The sequence below is a fragment of the Seohaeicola sp. genome, from assembly GCF_048006315.1.
Taxonomy (GTDB): Bacteria; Pseudomonadota; Alphaproteobacteria; order Rhodobacterales; family Rhodobacteraceae; genus Seohaeicola.
Genome location: NZ_CP180350.1, coordinates 1,403,531 through 1,422,787, shown reverse-complemented (window position 1 = coordinate 1,422,787; position 19,257 = coordinate 1,403,531). Strand labels below are relative to the sequence as shown.

Annotated in this window: 16 protein-coding genes and 1 tRNA gene; 8 read left to right on the top strand and 9 right to left on the bottom strand. The window is 61.7% G+C overall.

Going from position 1 to position 19,257, the window contains the following annotated elements:
* Positions 1-226 precede the first annotated feature (226 nt).
* From ACMUJL_RS07165 to ACMUJL_RS07155, 3 genes are all read left to right on the top strand, one after another.
* Positions 227-1,486, top strand: coding sequence for an ATP-binding protein (locus ACMUJL_RS07165; protein WP_416914206.1), 1,260 nt, complete (start codon positions 227-229; stop codon positions 1,484-1,486).
* Between the two features lie 317 nt (positions 1,487-1,803).
* Complete coding sequence (locus ACMUJL_RS07160) at positions 1,804-2,832, top strand: trans-3-hydroxy-L-proline dehydratase (RefSeq protein ID WP_375569359.1); 1,029 nt, start codon at positions 1,804-1,806, stop codon at positions 2,830-2,832.
* 93 nt (positions 2,833-2,925) lie between these two features.
* Positions 2,926-3,933 carry a GlxA family transcriptional regulator gene (locus tag ACMUJL_RS07155; protein ID WP_068287371.1) on the top strand — a complete coding sequence of 336 codons (1,008 nt, stop codon included), beginning with the start codon at positions 2,926-2,928 and terminating at the stop codon, positions 3,931-3,933.
* Between the two features lie 159 nt (positions 3,934-4,092).
* Here the strand turns inward: ACMUJL_RS07155 and ACMUJL_RS07150 are convergent, their stop codons facing one another.
* On the bottom strand, positions 4,093-4,332 hold the full coding sequence (locus ACMUJL_RS07150) for a hypothetical protein (protein WP_375569361.1): 240 nt from the start codon (positions 4,330-4,332) through the stop codon (positions 4,093-4,095).
* A 144-nt stretch (positions 4,333-4,476) separates the two neighbouring features.
* Between ACMUJL_RS07150 and ACMUJL_RS07145 the strand changes: the two genes are divergently transcribed.
* Positions 4,477-6,441, top strand: a complete 1,965-nt coding sequence (locus tag ACMUJL_RS07145; protein WP_375569363.1) for an ATP-binding protein — start codon at positions 4,477-4,479, stop codon at positions 6,439-6,441.
* A gap of 201 nt (positions 6,442-6,642) precedes the next feature.
* Positions 6,643-7,257 (top strand): dimethylsulfonioproprionate lyase family protein, encoded by a 615-nt coding sequence (locus tag ACMUJL_RS07140; RefSeq protein ID WP_375569365.1) that lies wholly within the window; start codon positions 6,643-6,645, stop codon positions 7,255-7,257.
* Between the two features lie 142 nt (positions 7,258-7,399).
* Here ACMUJL_RS07140 and ACMUJL_RS07135 read toward each other — a convergent pair whose 3' ends face one another.
* From ACMUJL_RS07135 to ACMUJL_RS07120, 4 genes are all read right to left on the bottom strand, one after another.
* Positions 7,400-7,882, bottom strand: a complete 483-nt coding sequence (locus ACMUJL_RS07135) for a GNAT family N-acetyltransferase (RefSeq protein ID WP_375569367.1) — start codon at positions 7,880-7,882, stop codon at positions 7,400-7,402.
* Between the two features lie 187 nt (positions 7,883-8,069).
* Positions 8,070-9,359 (bottom strand): sensor histidine kinase, encoded by a 1,290-nt coding sequence (locus ACMUJL_RS07130; protein WP_375569369.1) that lies wholly within the window; start codon positions 9,357-9,359, stop codon positions 8,070-8,072.
* A 330-nt stretch (positions 9,360-9,689) separates the two neighbouring features.
* Positions 9,690-9,764: transfer RNA gene (locus tag ACMUJL_RS07125), tRNA-Gln, on the bottom strand.
* Positions 9,765-9,860: 96 nt separating this feature from the next.
* On the bottom strand, positions 9,861-10,403 hold the full coding sequence (locus ACMUJL_RS07120; protein ID WP_375569371.1) for an SH3 domain-containing protein: 543 nt from the start codon (positions 10,401-10,403) through the stop codon (positions 9,861-9,863).
* 123 nt (positions 10,404-10,526) lie between these two features.
* Here ACMUJL_RS07120 and ACMUJL_RS07115 point away from each other — a divergent pair, with 123 nt between their 5' ends.
* The 3 genes from ACMUJL_RS07115 to ACMUJL_RS07105 all read left to right on the top strand — a co-directional run bounded on the left by ACMUJL_RS07115 (position 10,527) and on the right by ACMUJL_RS07105 (position 16,068).
* Entirely contained in the window at positions 10,527-11,513 is a 987-nt protein-coding gene (locus ACMUJL_RS07115) for a 2-hydroxyacid dehydrogenase (RefSeq protein WP_375569373.1), read from the top strand.
* A 66-nt stretch (positions 11,514-11,579) separates the two neighbouring features.
* Positions 11,580-13,364 (top strand): gamma-glutamyltransferase, encoded by a 1,785-nt coding sequence (ggt, locus tag ACMUJL_RS07110; RefSeq protein ID WP_375569375.1) that lies wholly within the window; start codon positions 11,580-11,582, stop codon positions 13,362-13,364.
* Between the two features lie 199 nt (positions 13,365-13,563).
* Positions 13,564-16,068, top strand: a complete 2,505-nt coding sequence (locus tag ACMUJL_RS07105) for a GcvT family protein (protein WP_375569377.1) — start codon at positions 13,564-13,566, stop codon at positions 16,066-16,068.
* A gap of 50 nt (positions 16,069-16,118) precedes the next feature.
* Here ACMUJL_RS07105 and ACMUJL_RS07100 read toward each other — a convergent pair whose 3' ends face one another.
* From ACMUJL_RS07100 to ACMUJL_RS07085, 4 genes are all read right to left on the bottom strand, one after another.
* The gene (locus ACMUJL_RS07100; protein WP_068287403.1) at positions 16,119-16,460 is read right to left on the bottom strand and encodes a carboxymuconolactone decarboxylase family protein; all 342 of its coding nucleotides are present in this window, start codon (positions 16,458-16,460) and stop codon (positions 16,119-16,121) included.
* 84 nt (positions 16,461-16,544) lie between these two features.
* A complete protein-coding gene (locus tag ACMUJL_RS07095; protein WP_068287406.1) occupies positions 16,545-17,204 on the bottom strand; it encodes a DUF938 domain-containing protein in 660 nt (219 codons plus the stop codon).
* A gap of 1 nt (position 17,205) precedes the next feature.
* Complete coding sequence (locus ACMUJL_RS07090; protein ID WP_375569380.1) at positions 17,206-18,285, bottom strand: NAD(P)/FAD-dependent oxidoreductase; 1,080 nt, start codon at positions 18,283-18,285, stop codon at positions 17,206-17,208.
* Entirely contained in the window at positions 18,282-19,217 is a 936-nt protein-coding gene (locus ACMUJL_RS07085) for an aldo/keto reductase (RefSeq protein ID WP_375569382.1), read from the bottom strand. Before ACMUJL_RS07085 ends, ACMUJL_RS07090 begins: the two co-directional genes overlap by 4 nt.
* Between the last annotated feature and the right edge of the window lie 40 nt (positions 19,218-19,257).

Below are 19,257 nucleotides of genomic sequence, written 5' to 3'. Positions count from 1 at the left end.
ATAAAAAAGGGCGATTCCGGCGTCTTCTCCCGTTGACAAAACAACGGGCAAGCATAGGTTGGCCGCGCACGCTAAGGGGTGTGATCTTTGTCCGGCAGGCCTCCATACCTGTCAGAAAAAGCAGGCAGATACCGTCAGTTTAAGTCGGTGCGACCCCTTGATCGATGTGCACATCCAGAATTCCATCTGCGCCTCCGGCTGTGGAGCGGGGCTTAAGGTTCTTGGCATGGATCAAGGGATCCTGAATATCATCAATCTCGCAATCAAGACGATGAACGCACAGGCTGCCTGCGTCACGATCTTGGAGCATCCTGAAATGCGGACATTTTCATCACAGTGTGAAGGTGTCGCAAACCGTCTGGAAGATGCGACGCTGACCCAGCTTCAGTACTATTTGGGTGGGCTCGTGCTGTCTGGCGCAAGTGTCATCGTCATCCCCGACATGTTTGTCGATGCGATGACCAGGGATCATCCGCATGTCCGCGCATCGGGATTCAGATCCTACATCGGGGTGCCCATTCACCGCACCTCGGGTGAAGTTGTGGGCGCACTGTGTTGCCTGGCACTTCATCCCGAACCCTGGACTGCCGCACAGGTCGAGATTCTGGGTCGTCTTGCTTTCTGTCTGGACGCGGTCATCGCGGCACGGGTCCACAGGATGCAAGAGGTCAAGGCCCGGGACAAACTGCTCAAGCTGAACACCGCGCGGGGCGGTTTCCTGGCGCATCTGAGCCACGAAATTCGCACGCCCCTGACGGCCATCAACGGATCCATCGATCTGATGCGGACCTTCGGGCTTGGAAAGGGCGACAACGCAGCACTTCTCGATCTGCTGGCCTCCTCGACCGCGCGCCTGATGAATGTCGTCAATGACTTTCTTGAACTTGCCGAACTTGACGCCGGATTGTTCACCTTCGCCGAAGAGACCTTTGATCTGTCCGATATCGGCAGGAGCGTGGTCGAGGCATACAGGGAGCTTGCGGACAGCAAGGGGCTGACACTTGAGTTCAATGATCAGTTGCACGGCCGCCTTTACATGTCCGACAGACGAGTGATCGATTCCATCCTGCGCACGCTTTTCGAAAATGCGGTGCGGTTCACAGATGCTGGCCATGCGCGTATCGATCTTCTGGAAAACAGGTACGGGCATGTGGTGATCCGCGTCTCCGACACGGGGAAAGGCATCCCCGAAGATCTGCAATCGACGATTTTCGACGAGTTCGAACTGGCCGGACCGGGAAGCGCACGCACCTATGGCGGAACCGGGTTGGGCATGGCGATCGTGAAGCGGCTTGTCGGCCAGTTGGGCGGCGAGATCAGCCTTGACAGCCATGTCGGCGAGGGTACGACATTTTCGCTGGTCCTGCCGCTGCGCCCACATGTCAACGCGGACCTGCCGCCCGACGACGGACTGCCCGCGATGCGCGATGGTCTGGACAACCCGCCGGTGCGACTGGCGGCCCAACAGTCGCCGCAGACATCTTAGCGGCGTGCTGTTCATCCGGGGGGCGGGATCGCTCTGACCGGGGCGTCCACCGCACGCGTGGCGGGCGCCACCATCCCGGATCACCTTGCAGTACGGGGTCTGCGCCTGCGTCATCTGAATGACAGGCCGTGGCGCCCCCGAAGCCCGTTTTTCCATTCGTCCGCAAAATAGGATGTCCGCGACATGAAGCCATGCAATCCGGTTCCGATGGGCGGCGCTCTTGCATCGCTGTTCTGTCGATGCTGTCATTCGGGATGACGGCGCGTCCAGAACGTGCGCCTGTGCGTCGTCACGCATGCCAGGGGGGCTTACCAAAGATGCGATCCAGCAAGACAATCCATGTCATTTCCGCCCATGCCGAGGGCGAGGTGGGCGATGTCATCGTGGGCGGAGTCCTGCCGCCACCGGGCGATACGATCTGGGAACAGAGCCGTTTCATCGCCCGTGACCAGACATTGCGCAACTTCATGCTGAACGAGCCGCGCGGTGGCGTGTTCAGGCATGTGAACCTGCTGGTGCCGCCCAAACATCCCGCGGCGCAGGCGGCCTGGATCATCATGGAGCCCGAAGACACGCCGCCCATGTCCGGGTCCAATTCCATCTGTGTGGCGACCGTTCTGCTGGATGCGGGCCTTGTGCCGATGCAGGAACCCGAAACGCATCTTGTGCTTGAGGCGCCCGGCGGTCTTGTCCGCGTGCGCGCCACCTGCAGAAACGGCAAGGCCGAACGTATCTTCGTGCAGAATGTGCCGTCCTTCGCGGCAACGCTTGATGGCACACTCGACGTCGATGGCCTGGGTACTCTGACCGTTGACACGGCTTACGGCGGGGACAGTTTTGTCATTGTCGATGCGCAAGCCCTGGGCTTGGCGCTGTCGGAAGACGAGGCGCATGACATCGCGCGTCTGGGCGTCAGGATCACCAATGCGGCGAATGCGCAGATCGGGTTTCACCATCCCGAAAATCCGGATTGGAGGCATATCTCCTTCTGCCTTTTTGCGGGGCCGCTGGTGCAAGGGGCAGAGGGTCTTGAGGCGGGCGCTGCGGTCGCGATCCAGCCGGGCAAGGTGGACCGCTCGCCCACCGGCACGGCACTGTCGGCGCGCATGGCCGTCCTGCACGCCCGTGGCATCATGAAGACCGGCGATCGGCTGACGGCACGCTCCATCATCGGATCGACCTTCGCGGGTCAGATACTGGCCGAAACCAGCGTCGGGGCGCTGCCTGCCATTCAGCCCGAGATATCGGGGCGTGGCTGGATCACGGGCATCCACCAGCACATGCTGGACCCGTCCGATCCCTGGCCGCAGGGATATCGCCTGTCCGACACATGGGGCGCACGCTGACGCAGGTGGACGCAAGGGGCTTGCTTGCCGGCTTTCTTGACCGGATGCCCCGAAACGCGCTTGAGTATACCGCTATGACGCAAGGGGGCGGCCATGTCTGATTTTGAAGCACTGGTGCCGATCGGAGCCGCCTATTTCCCGGTGCCGGACCCCGGCCCCACGCGGCATTATGCCTTTGTTCTGGTGCCGGGTTTCACGCTGCTGGCCTTTTCCGCGGCGGTTGAACCGCTCAGGATTGCCAACCAGCTGTCACAACGGCCGCTCTACCGATGGCAAATCCTGTCCGAAACCGGCGCGCCTGTTCTCAGCTCTTCGGGTATCCCCGTGGGCGCGTCCGGGACACTCGACAATGTCGGCAAGGATGCGCGTCTTTTTGTCTGCGCGGGCAATCCGGCCATGGCGGCGGCCGCGCCCCCGGTGGTCGTGGCCGTGCAGCGCCATCACCGCTTCGGCGGTCTGGTCGGCGGTATCTGCACCGGTGCGGTGGCGCTTGCCAAGGCCGGGCTGGTCGAAGGGCGGCGCTTTACCCTGCATTGGGAAAACCAACCCAGCTTTGTCGAAACCTTTCCCGCGCTGAACCCCACCATCAACCGGTTCGAGATCGATGGGCGACTGATGACCTGCGGCGGCGGTGCGGCCTCGACCGACATGATGCTGTCGATCATCGCAGAGGATCACGGTAGCGATTTCGCCGCAATGGTATCCGAGATGTGTCTGCGCACCGTCATGCTGGGGGTTGAGCCGGAACAGCGCAGTTCTGTCGCGGCGCTGATGTCTTCGCGCAACCCCGTGCTGGTCGCGACGATCACGCTGATGAACCGGCACATCGAGGATCCGCTGACGATGGACAGCATTGCCGTGGCGACCGGGTATTCCCGACGGCAGTTGGAGCGCCTGTTCCGTGATGCGACAGGGCAGGCGCCGGCCGAGTTCTATCGCGGTCTGCGTCTGGATCGCGGCCGTAACCTGCTGAGCACCACGAACATGACCCTGCAGGAGATCGCGACGGCCTGCGGATTTGAATCCGTCTCGCATTTCTCGCGCAGGTTTCGGGAACGCTTTGGCGCGGCCCCGTCCAAGCTCAAGCAGGGATCGGGCTGACGGCCGGGTGCCTGTCCTGGCCATGAAGGGGACTGTCTGCGCAGGAATTGAGGGGCCGACTTGGGTGGCTTTCCGTCTTGGCTCGCGCACAGGTCGCCGCAAAAACCCTGGTTTCTGGAAGGATTTCCTGAAAAATTGCGTTTTTTTCTGATTTTGTTGTCAAAAATGCCTCAGAAACAGACTGTTTCTGAAACTATCTTTTGACGCCTTGCCACATGGTCGCATCCAAAGATACCAAGCTAAAAGGCTGGGGTCATTGATCGACACGTGATCTGATCTTTTTGTGGCGATCATCCCTCCAAAGGATAGGTCTTTGGTCCTGGCCGATACGGTTTTACAGAATATGAACGGCAGTTGCTGCCGCTTCGTTCCATTTTTCCCCTGATCTTTTTTGCTCATGGTGCTCCCTTCGCGGGGCTGTCGCCTGATGGATGCACAAGATGTGCAGGTGCTTTGGCACGCTGCGGGGGCAAAGTTTTCTCGAACGAAAAATTTGGAGTTGTGCTGGTGATGTGACGTGAAGGTGAAGACGCGAGGAAACGGATGCGATCGAAGGAAGAGATCTGGGAAGAAGGGCGACTGCTTTTGGCAGTCCTCGTGATCGGTTTGTTCATCGGCTTTCTGCTGGATCAGTTGGACCGGAACCGTCTGGATGTGATCGCGCGCAATGAAGCGTCTCAGGTTGCCACCGATATCCTCCAAGACCTCAATCGGCGCATCAACTCGAATGCCATTGTCCTGGGCCGGCTTGTCACCGCCGCAGAAGGATTTCCGAACATGAACAGCGAGATGTTCCAGAATCTTGGTGCGCGCATGTTCGAGGACATAGATGCGACAGGATACGGATCACAAGGCAATCAACCGGCAATCATGAGCTTGGTCATGGCGCCGGACCTTGTGGTGCGTCATGTCTATCCGCTTGATACCAACAGCGACCTTGTCGGTTTCGACTATCGCGACTTTCCCAACCAACTCGCCGATGCCGAAGCAACACTGGCCAAGCAGACACCCCATGTGTCCCACCCGTTCCTTTCTATTCAGGGGCCTCGCGCCATTGCGGTCAGGCAGAGGTATGAAAACCGGAATGGCGAAGCGGAAGGCCTTGTTTCCGTTGCGATCAATCTGGACATGCTTCTCGCGCAACTGGGACAGAACGCAAGACAGATGGCTAACTACAGGGTTGCCTTCACGCTAGGTGGCTTCGGCAGTTTCGGGGATACGGATGTCTACCAACACGACCCCCTCGTGATCGTCCTGAATACCTATGATGTGGCCTGGTCCATCGCGGTGGTCCCGGCCGACGGATGGCCGACCTTGCCGCTGGTGACCCAAAGCAGAGCGCTGGTGGCCTTGATCATCGCCATGCTCATGCTGATGGTGCATTTCAACGTCAAGCGCACCCTCAGTCATCGCCGCAAGGAAGACCGCATGGCGAAAGCTATCGATGCACTGTCCGCGGGGTTCGTGATTTTCAACAACCAAGGACAACTGGTGCACTGGAATGACACCTTCACGGACATGTTCGGCTATGGATCGATCCTGCACAAGGGCATGCGCTACGAGGATATTCTGCGCGCCGGTCTGAAGCATGGCATCTTCAACGCACCCGAGGGCATGGAAGACGATTGGATCGCCGAAAGTGTCAGGGCAAGCCAAAGCGAGGCGAATGCAACGGAAGTCAGGCTTGCCAATGGCCGTTGGATCAGACGTCTGTCGCGTCGGACCCAGACTGGCGATCTTGTTGGTGTCCGGTTCGATGTGACGGAGCTGAAGGACGCGCAATTTTCAGCCGAACGCCTGAGCAATGCGAAAACCGAATTCATGAGCATTCTGAGCCATGAATTGAGAACGCCACTGACAACGATCACCGGTTTCGGAAGGCTGCTGGAGCTTGATCCGCCCCTGACCGGCGATGCCAGGAAGGATGCATTTGTAAAGGATGCTCTGACCCGGATGCTGGGCGCCGGGCAGGAATTGCGTCGCCTGATCAACGGTCTGCTCGACTATGTTCAGATCGGCGTGGAAGCGGCCCCTCTCAGCGTGAAGGTGTGCAACCTGCCTTACCTCGTCGATCACACGATCAGCGGTTACGAGTCGATCTTGCGCCAGAAGGGCATCGCCCTGCAGGTGGAGCGGCGGAGCGACCTGCAGGTTCTTGCCGATCCGGACCGCGTGAAAGAGATTATCGCGAACCTTTTCTCCAACGCCGTGAAATTCACCGAGGCAGGTGGCCGTGTGCATGTGTCCTCGTCGAAAGGCGATCGGTTTGCGCGTGTGACCATCGCCGACAGTGGCAAGGGCATTCCGGACGACAAGATCGGCACGATCTTCGAGGAGTTCTTTCAAGTCTCTTCGTCCGGTCAGCGCCGCGAAGGCGGGGTCGGCATGGGGCTTGCCATCGCGAAACGGCTGGTCGAGATGCACGGCGGCCAGATCGAGGTTGAAAGCACCGAAGGCAAGGGCAGCAGGTTCACCTTCAGCCTGCCCTTGGCCCCCGTTGCGGCCTAGCCCAGACAGCTGTCCCCCGCTGCCCTGAAAATGATCAAAGCCGCCGGCTGCCGCAGCCGGCAACCATGATGCTGTTCCCGGACAGGTTGCACCTGTTCTTCCCTTTGCCGGAATGTGATTCCGACCCTTGTTTGTCGCTTTCCTTGCAGATCGCATGTGAAGAACCGACCAAGCCTTGCTGACACGCGGAGTCATCGGGCCATGGTGCAGAACGAAGCCTTTCAGGACATGCTCAGGGCGCTGGCCGAGGTCTACGAGGCCGAAGCTGATCCAGCGGGGCCACATACCGCGAAAACACTGATGGTGACGCCATCGCCGGTTGCCTTTGATGCTGCGGTTCCCTGTATTTTCGATCGGGCAATACGCGCGCTTCTGGCGGACAGCGTTCACCCTGCGGCACGCGCGGTTCTGCTGGCGCAGGATATCCTGCCCTGGGGTGGGAACCCTGTCGAAGAGAATACCGAACCAGGTATCGCGGCCATGATAAGCGTGTTGACGCTGATGGGGCCGGAAGGGCCGATCCCTGCACCGGATGTCAGGTTGGGCCTGGTCTACATGCGGCCCGACAGCTATTATCCGCTGCACATACATGATGCCGACGAGACCTATGTGATCATTGCGGGTCAGGCTCTCTGGACTGCCGGAGACGACACCCGGCTGCGGGGTGCGGGCGACATGATCCATCATCCCAGCCTCTTGCCGCATGCGTTTCGCACCGGGTCGGAAGGCTTTGTCGCGATCTGGCGTTGGAGCGGCGACATAAACACCCATTCATACGCCTTCATCGAGGACGATCAAACCGAACGGCTTGCGTGACAGATGGTCTCCGGATGGGGCAGGTGGGGCAGGTTTGGTCCCGGTTTCACCAAGGATGGCCATGCGGACGAAGCGCCATGTCTTTGGTCGGGTCTGAAGGTCAGCCTTGTTCTGAATGCTGCGCAATCTCGGCGCGCTGACCTCAGTCCTGGAGATGCTTCTCCATCAGGAAGTTCGTCAGTGTGACGCCGGCCCTTTCAATCTGCTGCGCGCGGATGATTTCCCAGCCCTGCTGCTCAAAAAGGCCCCGAACAAGGTGGCTTGCCTGCGAATGCAGGCGGGGCATTTCGGCGTCTCGCGCCAGTCTCTCGATCCGCGCGTAAAGACTTCGACCTATGCCCTGTCGTTGTTGCCCCGGTGCGACGAAAGCCAGATCTATGTAGCCATTGGTGTCCAGGGTCATGAAGCCAACGGGCAACCCGGCCTTGCGCGCAACCAAGGTTGTCTGGGCGGCCAGCCGCGATGCCCAGTTTGCCCCCGAAGGGGGCGTCGCGGCCCAAACTTCCCGTTGCTCGATCGTGTAGAATTCAGCCGCCCCTTCACGCACGGCATCAAAGAATATGACGCCGAGCCGATCTGCTTCCGAGATTTCGAAGTCACCGATGTCTATGGAGGAATCCTGCATTTCCGTGGCCCTGCGAAGGAAGTTCAATAACCCTGAGAGTGTCAGGTAACCGTCAAATCCGACCGTCCTGCAAGGCACATACTCTGGCCGGCTGATCATAGGGTTTTGTACTGACAAACGTAAGTATCGCCGCGATTGGCCAAGGACCCTCAATGAGGACAACGACAAGGCGGTGCGCGCTGTCCAACTAAGTCGACGGCATCACGATGCAAAAACGCGCGCCCGTTTGGTAGTTTTTGTCGAGATATATCTTGCCGCCATGCCGGTTGATGATTGAGCGCACCAAGGCAAGGCCAATCCCATATCCGTCATAGTCGTTGTCGCCTTCGTGCAATCGAACCTTGTAGCCAAAAATATCGTCTGCCCTGCTCGGATCAATTCCAATTCCGCGATCCTCGATAAAGTACCGTGTGTCGCTGCCGGAGGTGTCACCATAGATCATGACCTCGGCCGGTGCGCCCTGATTGGTATACTTGATGGAATTCTGGATCAGGTTCGACCAAACGCGCTTGAACAGGTCCGCATTGGCAGGAACGTCAGGCATGTCTTTCACGATGATCGAATGTTGTTTGTTCCTGGCATTGGACAGGTCCGCTGCGATGCCGCGCACCAGGTCTCGCATGCTGAAATTTTGCTTTACCACCTTCTTGTCGCTGTATCTGCTATACTCCAAGAGGCTGTTGACCTGGTTTAACATGTCGTTTGCAATCCGGTTGATCATTCCGACGATTTGATAATCCTGACCGCTTGCGTCCGGGGCATCTTCGAGAATGAGATCGCTCGCCGTAACAACTTGAGCGATCGGCGTTCGCAACTCATGAGCGGCCTCATCGGCAAAAGACTTCAACTCGATATTTTGCCTTGTTAACCGGAGTTTTTCCTTCAGCAGGTTGGCGCGCTGGTTGTCGGTCCAGATGATGTACATCACGAAAAATGCTGCAATCATTATGCATAGAGCGGCTTCTGCAAGGTTTAAATTTAGCCTCTTGGCGGCCATGCTCGAAAAAACTTCTTGCCGGAATCTGCTGATTTCCTGGGTTGCGGGAAAGTCATCGACCCTCACCAAATCATCCACTTCTTGAACTGATTTGCCTTGAGCATGAGCATCAGAAACCACGCCAATATTCGCGGTATACTCGGCAATCATGGCGCGGGTGTTTTCGAGGCCTGTTGTGCCTTCCAGCACACCAAGATCAATTGCAGCGTGTTCGATCTTGTCGAGTATATCCAGCGCGTTCTGGCCCGCCGTGTTGGCGCGAGCAAGGTATTCTGGTTCGTTTGGCCGAAGGACTGCGTTCTTGAAATGATGTATCAGGCCGGAATACCCGATTTCGTATGAAAGGTTGTCAATAAGTTGGTAAAGTATTCCCTCTTTCTGTGCTTGCAATCTGCCATTCAGAGCAAGTAAAAAGCTGGACAAACCAATAATAACAATCATTGATAACGCAATTTTCTCGGACTTTTCAAGGTTGCGCATGATTTTCCATGTGTAGAGTTGGGGGGCTGTTAAAGACAATCATATATTGATTTTATTTTTTTGTCTTTGACGGCGGGCATTGACGGAGTCTGAGTTCTGCACGGACGAATCATCGATAGTGCCTGCTGCAGTTCGTAAGTGTCGCAATTTTTCCGATAGTTTACTACCTGGCTTGCGAAGTGACGCGTCGCGGTGCAGCCAAGTATAGACATCTATGGTTGTTTTCGGATGCTCAAATGCATTGTGACCTGTGCCACCGCTTGGAGCACAGGCCAGTTGAGCAACACAGCCAATGACCATTCGGCCAGGCACGTATTGTCTAAGGTGAGTTGGCTGGGGCGGTAGGATTCGAACCTACGGTACACGGTACCAAAAACCGATGCCTTACCACTTGGCCACGCCCCAACGTGAGGGGGTGATTACTCTGACTGCGATGCAGGTTCAAGTCCCGATCTGGAAAAAATCCATGCTTCTTTCAGACGGAAAAGATCGCATCCGGTGTCAGTCAAGAACCTCGTCGGTTTTGACACCCCAGAGTGCCTTCTTCGGGGCCCAGCCACGATACCCGCCGGCTGACAGGCGGCACCACTCGGTGTTGCAACTGTCCAGCCGCGCCACGACGCCCTGTTCCAGTTGGGCCGAGGCCGGCGCGTTCTGTTCGGGGCGGCTGAGCAGCGGCAGCATGTCCTGATCGACGATGACCGTCCGGTTTCCTGACAAAAGCGAGTAATGGACCCATCCGCCGGCACCGTCCCGGTCGCGCACCCGGCGCCAATGCCCGTGCTCGGCCGTGATTTCGACCGGCATGTCCTTGCGTTTGAACACCCAGTCGACGCGGTGCGTCAGCGAGGGGCCGCGCCGCACATTCACTTCAGCCGACTTGATCGACACGTAGCGCGGCAAGGGCAGGTTCGTGACGCTGCCGCGTTCCGCGCCATAGGCATGCGGTGTAAACCCCGCCAGAAGCAGCAGCGCCAGAAGCGCCGCGATCATCCGGTATGCGCGGACGAATCCCCGATCCGCCCGAAACTTCAGCTGTGTCATGCCCAATGCCTGCCTTCTATCCGCTCTGACCGGGTGAAATCTGGAATGGGGTTCTTGTGCCCCGCCGGTTCATCCTTCACTCTGCCACCAAGCAGCTGATTTGGAAAGAAGGGGAGGGCCTGAATGCCAACTGCACGTCTGAGTGTTGTCGTGACGCGACGCTTGCCCGAAGCGGTAGAGACGCGGATGAAGGAACTGTTCAACGTGCAACTGCGCGATGACGACACGCCGATGACCCGTGCCGAACTGGTCGAGGCGCTGTCCACGGCCGATGTGCTGGTGCCGACCCTGACTGACCAGATCGATGCCGGACTGATCGCGCAGGCCGGTCCCAACATGCGCTTGATTGCCAACTACGGCGCGGGTGTCGATCACATCGACGTGGCGACGGCCCGCCAGCGCGGCATCCTCGTGTCGAACACGCCCGGTGTGCTGACCGATGATACCGCCGACATGACCATGGCGCTGATGCTGGCCGTGATCCGCCGCATGCCCGAGGGGCTTGCCATCATGAACGAGGGGCGCTGGACCGGCTGGTCGCCCACGGCCCTGCTGGGCGGGCGCGTCGGCGGGCGGCGTCTTGGCATTCTGGGCATGGGCCGTATCGGGCAGGCCGTGGCGCGCCGCGCGGCGGCTTTCGGCATGCAGATCCATTATCACAACCGCCGCAGGCTGCGCCCCGAGATCGAGGATCGCTACGAGGCGACATATTGGGAAAGTCTGGACCAGATGGTGGCGCGCATGGACGTGATCAGCATCAACTGCCCTCACACGCCCTCGACCTTTCATCTGATGAACGCACGACGCCTCAAACTGATGAAACCGGATGCGGTGATCGTGAACACATCGCGTGGCGAGGTGATCGACGAGAATGCCCTGACCCGGATGCTGGCCGCCGGTGAGCTGGCCGGGGCGGGCCTTGACGTCTACGAGCACGGCACGGATGTGAACCCGCGCCTGCGTGATCTGCCCAACGTGGTGCTGCTGCCGCATATGGGATCGGCCACGCGCGAGGGCCGCGCCGAGATGGGCGAAAAAGTGATCATCAATATCAAGACCTTTGCCGATGGGCACCGCCCCCCTGATCAGGTCGTGCCGTCCATGCTGTGAGGGCCGCCCGGCTGTCATCGGTGACGCGGATCGGTGCGATAGCCCGACCGCAGGAAAGGGGCTGACATGCGTCTGGCAACTCTGCTGTGCTCTATCATGCTGTTGACCGCGCCGGTGCTGGCGCAACAGGCCTCGGACCGGATCACGCCCGAAGGCGGTGGTGCAGGGCGGGTGGTGACCTCGGACCGGGTTGCCGCAGCCTTGCAGGCCAAGGCCGACACCCGGCCGGTCGAGGCCCGTGAATGGATGGTCGTGGCAGCCCATCCGCTGGCTGTGGACGCCGGGGCGGATGTTCTGGCCGCCGGCGGTACGGCCGCCGATGCCATGGTCGCCGTGCAGGCCGTGCTGGGCCTGGTCGAACCGCAGTCATCGGGGCTGGGGGGCGGGGCCTTTCTGGTCTGGCACGATGGGGCGACAGGCGCCATCACCACGCTGGACGGTCGCGAAACCGCACCACTGGAGGCGACCCCACGGCTGTTCCAGGACGCCGAGGGGGAGCCGCTGAAATTCTTTGACGCCGTGGTCGGTGGGCGCAGCGTGGGCACGCCCGGCACACCGGCCTTGATGGCCGCCGCCCATGCCCGTTGGGGGCGCGCCGATTGGGGTGATCTGCTGGCCCCGGCGATCCGTCTGGCCGACACCGGTTTTCCGGTGTCGCCGCGCCTGGCCATGCTGGTGGCCGCGGATGCCGAGCGTCTGGCGGTGGATCCGGTGACGGCAGGCTATTTCCTGCCCGAAGGGCAACCTTTGGCCGAGGGCGCGATGCTGCGCAATCCTGCCTATGCGCAGACCCTGCGCGGCCTGGCCGAGCGTGGCGTGGACGCATTCTATACCGGCCCCGTGGCCGATGTGATCGTGCAGGCCGTGCGAGGGGCTGCGCATAATCCCGGCCTGCTGGGGCCGCTGGACCTGGCGATCTACCGCGTCAAGGAACGCGCGGCGGTCTGCGCCCCCTATCGCGGGCACGAGGTCTGCGGGATGGGGCCACCCTCGTCCGGTGCCGTGGCGGTCGGGCAGATCCTGGGCATGCTCGAGGCCACGGATCTGGCCGCGCTGGGCCCGTCGGATCCCGAAAGCTGGCGCCTGATCGGCGAGGCCAGCCGCCTGGCCTTCGCGGATCGCGCCCGCTATCTGGCCGACAGCGACTTTGTGCCGGTCCCGGTCGCGGGCCTGCTGGATCCGGCCTATCTGCGCCAGCGCGCGGCGCTGATCACCGCGGGCGGGGTGCTGCCCGAGGCGCAGGCAGGGCAGCCTGCCTTCGATCACACGCTGAACCTGGCCGATGGGATCACGCTGGAGCAACCCTCGACCACACATATCTCGATCGTGGACAGCTTCGGCAATGCGCTGTCGATGACGTCGACCATCGAAAACGCCTTTGGCGCGCGGCTGATGGCAGGCGGGTTCCTGTTGAACAACGAACTGACGGATTTCTCGTTTCGCAGCCACGTGGATGGCGTGCCGGTGGCCAATCGGGTCGCGCCGGGCAAGCGGCCCCGCTCCTCGATGGCGCCGACCATCGTGCGGCGCGGCGGCCAGCCGGTTCTGGTGCTTGGCAGTCCCGGCGGCAGTTCGATCATCGGCTATGTGACCTCGGCGCTGATCGCCCATCTGGATTGGGGCATGGATGTGCAGCAGGCGGTTGCCACAGGTCATCTGCTGAATCGTTTCGGCATCTACGATCTTGAGGCCGGAACCGAGGCCGAGGCCCTGGCAGATCCGCTGCGGGCACTGGGCTACGAGGTGCGCCTTGGCGCGCAGACATCGGGCCTGCATGCGATCTCGATCGGGCCGGATGGCCTGCGCGGCGGGGCGGATCCGCGCCGTGAAGGCGTGGCGTTGGGCAAGTAACGAAGGGGGGCTATCTGCCCCCCACGTTCAACTGCGTTGAACGCCCCCCCGAGGATATTTTCGGCAAGAAGAACGGCCGGCCGCGTCGCTTTCGGTGCACAGGTCGCTTTCAGACGGGATTGCGTCGGCTGGTTCACACGCGCGCGGCATGACCTGCTATTGATCGGCCAAAGCTTGATCCAAGGGAGTCGCTTGCGCCATGAAAACACATGTCAAAGCTCTGGTTGTCGGCGGCGGCGCTGTCGGAACCTCGATCGCCTATCACCTGGCGCGCGCCGGGTGGCAGGATGTGATGCTGCTGGAACGCGACGAGCTGACCTCGGGGTCGACCTGGCATGCGGCGGGGCTTCTGCCGTTGTTCAACATGTCCTTCGCCACGACCCATATCCATAAGTACTCGGTCGACTTCTACAAGTCGCTGGAGGCCGAGACCGGCCTGAATGCGGGCTTTTCCGTCGTGGGCAACCTGCGCATGGCGCAGACCCGGGCGCGCATGGACGAATACATGGTCTATGCCACCACGGCCGAAACCTGCGGCGTGCCCTATGAGTGGATGACGCCCGCCCAGATCAAGGACCGCTGGCCGCTGGTGCGCACCGATGATCTGGAAGGCGCGATCTATCACCCGACCGACGGCTACATCAACCCGGCTGACGTGACGATGGCCATGGCCAAGGGCGCGCGCCAGCGTGGCGTGATGATCGAGCGCAAGTGGCAGGCCGATGCCTATCACTGGACCGGGTCCGAATGGCAGGTGACCTGCACGAAGATGGTCGAGAAGGGGGGCAACCTTGTGCCGTCCGACGAACAGATCGTGATCACCGCCGAACATGTGGTGACCGCCACGGGCAACCATGCGCAGCGGACCGCGCGCTTGCTGGGCATCAAGTCGCCCGCAATCCCGGTCGAACATCAGTTCATCGTGACCGAACCCGATCCCGCGCTGCTCGAATACCGCAAGAATGGCGGGTTGGAGCATCCAGTGCTGCGCGATGCCGATGCCAAGTGGTACGTGCGCGAAGAGCGCGGCGGCTGGATCCTTGGCCCCTATGAGCATGGCGCGCCCGCGCGCTTCGAATTCGGCGTGCCCGACAGTTTCCGCGCCGATCTTTTCCCCTTGGATCTGGAACGGATCGAAGAGGAATACATGTCGATGATCCATCGGCTTCCGTCCTCCGAGACCGTTGGCCTGAAGGACGATTTCAACGGGCCGATCTGCTATACGCCTGATGGCAACCCGCTGGTCGGGCCTGCCCCCGGCCTGCGCAACATGTGGCTGGCCGAGGGCTTCAGCTTTGGCATCACCGCGGCGGGCGGCACCGGCTATTACCTGGCGCAGATGATGGTCGAGGGCGAGGCCGAGATCGACATGGCGGCGCTTGATCCCAAGCGTTACGGCAGCTGGATGACAACCGAATATGCCGCGCGCAAGAACGAGGAATGCTATAGCCACGTCTTCATCCTGCACCATCCGGATGAAGAACGCGAAGCCTGCCGCCCCCTGCGCACGGCCCCTGCCTATGACCGCCAGAAAGCGCGCGGCGCGCAATTCGGCCAGGTGAACGGCTGGGAGCGGCCCAATTACTACGGCCCGCTGGATGCGCCCGAAGGCTTCGATCACGACACCCGCAGCTTCCGCCGCGGTGGCTGGTGGGAATATGCGGCGCAAGAGGCGAAGGCGATCCGCGAAGGGGTGGGCCTGATCGACGCGACAGCCTTTACCAAGCATCTGGTCAAGGGCCCCGGCGCCACGCAATTCCTGGACTGGTTCACCTGCAACAAGCTGCCCAAGGTGGGCCGGATCAACCTGACCTATGCCCTGACCGACCACGGCACCACGCGTACCGAATACACGATCGTACGCCTGGCCGAGGATGAATATTACCTGGTCAGCGCCGGGGCCTGGACCGCCTATGACGGCGACTACCTGCGCAAGTCCGCCGCCGACAGGATGGCCGACTTCGGCTATGTCGAGATCCATGATGTCACGACGCAATGGGGGGTCTTTGCCATCGCCGGTCCGAAATCGCGCGATGTGCTGAAGGCGGTGATCAAGGATGCCGATCCCGAGACCGCCCTGTCGAACAAGCGTTTCCCCTGGCTGAGCGCGCGGCAGATCGAGCTGGGCATGTGCCCGGTCAATGCGATCCGCGTCGCCTATACGGGCGAGCTGGGCTGGGAATTGCACCACCCGATCGAGATGCAGAACTACCTGTTCGACCTGCTGGAAAAGGCGGGCGCGGAACATGGCATGAAGCTGGTGGGCGCGCGCGCACAGAACTGGCTGCGCCAGGAAAAAAGCTATCGCGCCTTCGGCAACGAACTGGGCCGCGACGCCACCCCGCTCGAGGCGGATCTGCCGCGCTTCGTGGATCTGTCCAAGGAGTTCCGGGGCAAGGCGGCGATGGAGGCCAAGGGCATCCGCAGCAAATGCGTGACGATCCTTGTGAATGGTCCCGCAGATGCCGATCCCTGGGGGCGTGAAGCGCTCTATGCGGCGGATGGTACCCGCGTGGGGCGCCTGACCTCGGGCGGCTATTCGGTGCATTTCGGCCAGAGCATCGGGATGGGTTATGTGCGCCCCGATCTGGCGGTGCCGGGCACGGCACTGAAGGTCAAGATGTTCGACCAGCTGTGGGATGCCAAGGTGGTCGAAGACAGCCCCTACGATCCCGCCAACGCGACGATCCGTCAGGACGGTTAAACGCAGCGTCCCGGCGCGGTTGTCGCCGCGCCGGGACCTGAAGCCGCCCGTCACCCCGCGGCGGTCATTTCATCGAAGCATTCCAGCGCCTTGGCGGCATACATCATGGACGGGCCGCCCCCCATCTGGATCGTCATCGCCAGCACATCGCTGATTTCTTCGCGGCTGGCCCCGGCGCGGATCAGGGTCTCTACATGCAGCACGATGCAGGCTTCGCAGCGGGTGGCGATGGCGATGCCGAGGGCCACGAATTCCTTCGTCTTGAACTCCAGCACGCCGCCTTCCTTGACGGCCTTGCCCAGGGCACCGAAGGCGCGTGTCGTCTCGGGGATGGCCTTGTTGAGCCCGCGCAACTGGTCACGCGTGCTGTTCAGTTTGTCGTTCCAGGTCATGATGGATCCTTGCCTTGATGAATGTCAGGCACGGGCAGATCACAGCGGTGCCGGGCCCGCCTTGATCAGGATCAGAAACCCGGGTCAGGCCGGACGGCGGGCAACGAAGGCCATGTTGTTGGCGGGCATCTCGACGACCTGCACAAGGTCCAGCCAGTTGGCATGGATCCAGTCGATCACGTCCCAGTCGTCCTTGTAGCCGATCTCGGGATCCTGCGCGCGCAGGCTTGCGTGGAAGGTCCTGTCGCCGTCGGATGTCGTCTCGCCGTCGCGCAGGAACGGACCATAGAGGACAAAGATCCCGCCGGGGGCCAGTGCCTGCGCCACTTCGCCGATGAGGGTCCGGGCCTCGGCCTGGCTGATCAGATGCAGCAGGTTCACCAGCACGATCAGATCCTGACCGGCATGCGCGGCGCCCCAGCCGGATGCGGTGGCGTCAAGGTCGATCGCCGCGCGCAGGTTCGCCAGACCCGCCACCGCCGCATGCGCATCGACCGAGGCGCGGCGCGCCGGGTCGATGTCGGTAGGCTGCCAGTCAAGGCCCGGCATGGCACCGGCGAAGATGACGGCATGTTCCCCGGTGCCCGAGGCGATTTCCAGCGCGCGTCCCGATGCAGGGGCATGCTGGGCCACAAGGGCTGCGATATCGGCAGCGTTGCGCGCGGCAGAGGGGGCGAACATGCGCCCGTCATCAGAGGGGTGCGCGACCGAGGCCGTGTCGGGAAGGTTCAGGCGGCGTGACATCTCAGGCAAACCTCGCAGGGGATAGGGCACGCAAGGTGTCGGCATCCAAGGCGGGCGTCAAGCCAAGCGCCAGATCGGCCAGCAGCTGGCTCGCGGCGGGGGCGGTCTGGAAACCGTAGCCACCTTGACCTGCACACCACAGAAAGGTGGCATCCTGCGGCTCGGGCCCGATGACCAGCGCGCGATCAGGGGCGAAACTGCGCAGGCCCGCCCAATTGGCCAGCATCCGCGTGACGGGCTGCGTCACCGCTTCCTGGTAGCGGGCCAGACCTTCGGCCAGTACCATGTCATCGGCCCAGGCATCCTGCGGCACCACGGGTTCCTCATCCGCGGGCGACACGATCAGCGCGCCCGCATCGGGCTTGCAATACCAGCTTTCGCCGACCCCATCGACAAAGGGCCAAGCGGCGGGGGACATGTCCTGCGGCAAGGCGATCCGCGCCATGGAACGGCGATAGGGCTGGATCTGCAACGGCCCGAGCCCCGCCATGCGCGCCACCGTATCGGCCCATGCGCCAGCCGCGTTGACCAGCAGATCGCCCTCATGCACCTGGCCGGCTTCTGTGGTCACACGCCATCCCGTCCCCAGGCGTTCGATCCGGCTTACGCGTGCTCCGGTCTCGATCCGTGCGCCCTGTGCGCGGGCGGATCGCGCGAAATTCTGGATCAGTAGGTCGGTATCCAGATCCTGCGCATCCTCGCGATAGGCGGCATGGGCTTGCGTCTGGCGGTTCAGGATCGGCCAGAGGCGGGCCGCTTCCTCCATCGTGATCTCGTCCAGACCCAGATCGGCGCTGTCGGCACGGAAGGCGTCGGCATGTTCGGGACCTGCCACCATCATCATCCCGCGTGGCGACAGAACCCCGCCATCGGCGTTGTGGTGGTGATCCGCGCTGGCCGCATTCAGCGCCTTGATCGTGGCATTGCCGTAATTCAGCAGAAACATGGCCGCAGACCGCCCCGAGGCGTGATAGGCAAGGCTGTTCTCGCCTTCCAGCAGGGTGACCTCAAGATGCGGGGCAAGGCGGGCCGCAGCGGAAATGCCGGCAATGCCGCCGCCGATGATCAGTGCCCGGCTCATGCCTCTTCCAGACGGTCCGTCGCCGGGGCCGGGGTCGGGGCCAAGGCGGCCAGCCTTGCGTAGAGCGCATCATCCAGCGTGTAATCCATTGCCGCCAGCGAGGGCGCCAACTGTTCTGCGGATCGGGCCGAAATGATCGGCGTGGGGCCGGCCGGATGGCGCGCGGCCCAGGCCACGGCCAGGGTGGCCGCGTGAACGCCCGCATCTGCCGCGATCTCCTGCAACCCGACGGCGGCCTTGTGCATCCACTCGGGGGCATACCGGCTGGCATAGGCCTTGTCCTCGACCAGCCGCCCGCTGCCGCCAGCGGCGTATTTGCCGGTCAGCAATCCGCCACCCAACGGGGAATAGGGGGCAATCGCGATACCCTGATCGACACAGGCGGGGAACAGTTCCACCTCGGCCTGGCGTTTGACGATGTTGTACATCGGCTGAAGGATGTCGATCCTCAGGTCGAACTCCGACGCGACCCATAGCGCCTTCATCACCTGCCAGGCGGCGAAATTGGACACACCCACGTACCGGATCTGCCCTTTCTGTTTCAGCTCGGCCAGTGTCTCGAAGGTTTCGCGCAGCGGCGTGTTGTCGTCGAACCTGTGCAGGTAGAGGATATCGACCTCGTCCATCTGCAAGCGCTGGCGCGAGATGTCGAAGGTCTTGAGGATATTGTCGCGGCCCGATCCGCCCGCATACCCGGCTTTCGTCGCCAGGATCAGCCGGTCACGATGCGGCGCGATCAGCTTGCCGGTGATCTCTTCCGACGCGCCGCCTGTATAGGCGTGGGCGGTGTCGAAATGCGTGATCCCGGCGGCAAGGCTCGCCTCGAACATGGCGCGCGACTGTTCCGCGTCGGCGCGACCGCCGAATTGCATGGTGCCAAAGGCAAGGCGGCTTGCGGGGGTGCCGTCACGGCTGATGAGTGCATGTGTCATGGCCGCGAAACTGCCACGGCTTTGCGTCAAGGAAAAGGGG

Coding starts and splice junctions, on each gene's coding strand:
- ACMUJL_RS07140 (WP_375569365.1), top strand. CDS start 6,643: ATGGTGCAGAACGAAGCCTTTCAGGACATGCTCAGGGCGCTGGCCGAG.
- ACMUJL_RS07090 (WP_375569380.1), bottom strand. CDS start 18,285: ATGAGCCGGGCACTGATCATCGGCGGCGGCATTGCCGGCATTTCCGCT.
- ACMUJL_RS07100 (WP_068287403.1), bottom strand. CDS start 16,460: ATGACCTGGAACGACAAACTGAACAGCACGCGTGACCAGTTGCGCGGG.
- ACMUJL_RS07145 (WP_375569363.1), top strand. CDS start 4,477: ATGCGATCGAAGGAAGAGATCTGGGAAGAAGGGCGACTGCTTTTGGCA.
- ACMUJL_RS07120 (WP_375569371.1), bottom strand. CDS start 10,403: ATGACACAGCTGAAGTTTCGGGCGGATCGGGGATTCGTCCGCGCATAC.
- ACMUJL_RS07095 (WP_068287406.1), bottom strand. CDS start 17,204: ATGTCACGCCGCCTGAACCTTCCCGACACGGCCTCGGTCGCGCACCCC.
- ACMUJL_RS07150 (WP_375569361.1), bottom strand. CDS start 4,332: ATGAGCAAAAAAGATCAGGGGAAAAATGGAACGAAGCGGCAGCAACTG.
- ACMUJL_RS07165 (WP_416914206.1), top strand. CDS start 227: ATGGATCAAGGGATCCTGAATATCATCAATCTCGCAATCAAGACGATG.
- ACMUJL_RS07085 (WP_375569382.1), bottom strand. CDS start 19,217: ATGACACATGCACTCATCAGCCGTGACGGCACCCCCGCAAGCCGCCTT.
- ACMUJL_RS07115 (WP_375569373.1), top strand. CDS start 10,527: ATGCCAACTGCACGTCTGAGTGTTGTCGTGACGCGACGCTTGCCCGAA.
- ACMUJL_RS07160 (WP_375569359.1), top strand. CDS start 1,804: ATGCGATCCAGCAAGACAATCCATGTCATTTCCGCCCATGCCGAGGGC.
- ACMUJL_RS07135 (WP_375569367.1), bottom strand. CDS start 7,882: ATGCAGGATTCCTCCATAGACATCGGTGACTTCGAAATCTCGGAAGCA.
- ggt (WP_375569375.1), top strand. CDS start 11,580: ATGCGTCTGGCAACTCTGCTGTGCTCTATCATGCTGTTGACCGCGCCG.
- ACMUJL_RS07130 (WP_375569369.1), bottom strand. CDS start 9,359: ATGCGCAACCTTGAAAAGTCCGAGAAAATTGCGTTATCAATGATTGTT.
- ACMUJL_RS07105 (WP_375569377.1), top strand. CDS start 13,564: ATGAAAACACATGTCAAAGCTCTGGTTGTCGGCGGCGGCGCTGTCGGA.
- ACMUJL_RS07155 (WP_068287371.1), top strand. CDS start 2,926: ATGTCTGATTTTGAAGCACTGGTGCCGATCGGAGCCGCCTATTTCCCG.